The organism is Propionivibrio sp. (assembly GCF_029255185.1).
GTDB lineage: Bacteria > Pseudomonadota > Gammaproteobacteria > Burkholderiales > Rhodocyclaceae > Propionivibrio.
In genome coordinates this window covers 1-2,706 of sequence record NZ_JAPUVO010000013.1, presented here as the reverse complement: position 1 = coordinate 2,706, position 2,706 = coordinate 1, and the positions used below count along the sequence as shown (strand labels likewise).

Sequence of the window (2,706 nt, the reverse complement as noted above, 5' to 3'; positions counted from 1 at the left end):
GATGTGTTTGAACAGGTTGAGGCAGAAAGGTAAACGTCGCATGACCCGATGGTTTCTCGTTCTGTTTTTTGCCTTCGCGGCGCCCGCGCAGGCCGCCGGCCCCGTTCCCGTCGTCGCCAGTTTCAGCATCATCGGCGATATAGTGACGCAAATCGGCGGCGATGCCGTGAAAGTCACCACGCTGGTCGGGCCCGACGCCGACGCGCACGCCCATCAGCCATCCCCTGAAGACGCGAAGGCCTTGGCGCAAGCGAAGCTGGTCTTCGTCAACGGCCTCGGCTTCGAAGGCTGGATGGCGCGCTTGATCGAAGCCTCCGGCAGCAAGGCCGTCGTCGTGACGGTCAGCGAAGGCATAACGCCGCGCCGCATGACGGCGGACGGCGCAACCGCCATCGATCCGCACGCCTGGCAGAATCTCGCCAACGGACGCATCTATGCGCGGAACATCGCCGCCGCGCTGGAACGCGCCGTTCCCGCCGCCGCCGCCGCCATCGCCCAGCGCGCCACCGCCTATGACGCCGCGCTCGCGGCGCAGGACGCGGCGACCCGCGCCGCCCTCGCCGCCATTCCGGCGGCGCGGCGCAAGGTCGTCACCAGCCATGACGCCTTCGGCTATTTCGGCGACGCCTATGGCGTGACCTTCCTCGCGCCGGTCGGCATCGACACCGAGGCCGAACCCTCGGCGCAGGGCATCGCCCAACTGATTTCGCAAATCAAGTCCGAGGGCGTGAAGCGGCTTTTCGTCGAAAACATGGCCAACGGCAAACTGATCGCGCAAATCGCCAAGGACACCGGCGCGACTCTCGGCGGCGCGCTCTATTCCGACGCGCTGTCCGCCCCCGACGGTCCGGCGGCAAGCTATCGCGCGATGTTTGAAAACAACGTGGCGCAACTGACGGCGGCGATGCGGCTGTAAGTTGAGAACAAGCCAAAACGCAGCGCTTCCCTTTTACCGCCGCCCGCCACTTGCAACAGAAGTTGGGCGCAGCCAGTATTGCGTTTGCTGCGTCATCGGCGCGCTTTTGCACCAATCCGGCGTCTGGCCCATAAAGCAAAAACGCAGCCTTTGCGAGGCTGCGTTCTTTGCTGTGGCAGAATGCTGCGCTAAAAATTTACTTGGGCCCATTGGGGGCTGTCAGTTCATGGTTCCTTCCGCGAGCAGAATCGCTAGGAATATTAGGCTCTGCTTCTTCTTTTCTATTCAATTCCAGCAGTTTAGCAATTGTCTCAGCTGCTCTGGCCCAATAATTCTTTTCAATATTACTTATAAGAACGGCGTCAGGATCTTGCAGCATATCCAATTCTCCCAAGAATAGGTTCCGGGCAACACAACCCAAGACATTGTAACCGGACTTGCCGAAAGTAATCCATCCTCATTCTTGGTTAACGAAGAAATTTTTGGCCGTTGGGTTTCGGCTGTGTCGTCACAAAGAAATCAAGGGGTTGGTTCCGGGCGCAAACAGGCTTTGAGGGGCAAGAACGCATACAGTTGAAAGAATTGCCATAAGGGCTAGGATGGCGCGGTTCGGTCAGGGAATAACGGGATCTTCCATGTTCATAATGAGCCTCGCGCAACGCCTGCTGCTTGCCCTCGCCTTGTGTGGCGCGGTGGGCGGCGTGACGGCTTGGGCATTATGAGCGCGTTGATCCGCATCGAGGATGTGACGGTCGCCTATGGGCGCCATGTGGCGTTGCAGGAAGTATCCGGCACGTTTCAGGCAGGCTCCCTGACGGCCATCGCCGGCCCGAACGGCGCGGGAAAAAGCACTTTGCTCAAGGCCGTCATCGGCATCGTCAAACCGCGCAAGGGACGCGTGGTGTTCGACGGGGTGACACGGCAACAAATCGCCTATCTGCCGCAGACCGCCTCGCTGCAACGCGACTTTCCATTGTCGGTGATGCAGGCGGTCTGCACCGGCTTCTGGCGCGAGGTCGGCAACGGCGCGGCGATCGACGCCGGACGCAGGCAACGCGCCGCCGCGGCGCTGGCGGAAGTCGGGTTGGAAGGCTTGGAGGATCGGTTGATCGCGGAATTATCCGGCGGACAGTTCCAGCGTTTGCTGTTTGCGCGGGTGATCGTACAGAACGCGCCGGTGATCCTGCTCGACGAGCCTTTCACGGCGGTGGACGCGGCGACGACGGCGCGGTTGATCCAGATTATGCTGGAATGGCATCGGCAGGGACGCACCATCATCTGCGTGCTGCACGATCTGCTGTTGATCCAGAAATATTTTCCGGACTCGTTCGTGCTGGCGGGCAAATGCCTTGGCCACGGGCATACGCACAAAATGCTGGAACAAAAGCTGCTGTCCTTCGATCTCGACATGGCCGAGCTTTGCCCGGGCACGGAAACGCCCGCGCATGCGCGGCACGAACGGCAACAGGCGACGCAGGGCCACGACCACGCTTGCGGACATGACCATGACGCTCACTGACCTGCTGATCACGCCCTTCGCGGATTACGCCTTCATGCGGCGGGCCTTGGCGGCCTGCGTGGTGCTGGCGCTCGGCGGCACGCCGTTGGGCGTGTTCATGACACTGCGGCGCATGACCTTGGTCGGCGACGCGATGCAGCACGCGATTTTGCCAGGCGTCGCCATCGCCTTCGCCTGCGCCGGCCTGTCGCTGTGGGCAATGACGCTGGGCGGCTTGATCGCGGGCATGGCGGTGGCGCTGCTGGCGGTCGGGTTGACGCGTTTTACGCAG

General features: G+C 61.8%; 4 protein-coding genes. 3 read left to right on the top strand and 1 reads right to left on the bottom strand.

Going from position 1 to position 2,706, the window contains the following annotated elements:
* On the top strand, positions 1-916 hold a 916-nt coding region (locus Q1J43_RS00160), incomplete at its 5' end, for a zinc ABC transporter substrate-binding protein (RefSeq protein WP_301100258.1).
* 196 nt (positions 917-1,112) lie between these two features.
* Here Q1J43_RS00160 and Q1J43_RS00155 read toward each other — a convergent pair.
* Positions 1,113-1,295, bottom strand: a complete 183-nt coding sequence (locus Q1J43_RS00155) for a hypothetical protein (RefSeq protein WP_301100257.1) — start codon at positions 1,293-1,295, stop codon at positions 1,113-1,115.
* Between the two features lie 339 nt (positions 1,296-1,634).
* Between Q1J43_RS00155 and Q1J43_RS00150 the strand changes: the two genes are divergently transcribed.
* Both Q1J43_RS00150 and Q1J43_RS00145 read left to right on the top strand, forming a co-directional pair.
* Positions 1,635-2,435, top strand: a complete 801-nt coding sequence (locus Q1J43_RS00150; RefSeq protein WP_301100256.1) for an ABC transporter ATP-binding protein — start codon at positions 1,635-1,637, stop codon at positions 2,433-2,435.
* Positions 2,422-2,706, top strand: a 285-nt coding sequence (locus tag Q1J43_RS00145) for a metal ABC transporter permease (protein ID WP_301100255.1), incomplete at its 3' end; no start/stop codon positions are given. The genes Q1J43_RS00150 and Q1J43_RS00145, both read left to right, overlap by 14 nt.

Coding starts and splice junctions, on each gene's coding strand:
- Q1J43_RS00155 (WP_301100257.1), bottom strand. CDS start 1,295: ATGCTGCAAGATCCTGACGCCGTTCTTATAAGTAATATTGAAAAGAAT.
- Q1J43_RS00150 (WP_301100256.1), top strand. CDS start 1,635: ATGAGCGCGTTGATCCGCATCGAGGATGTGACGGTCGCCTATGGGCGC.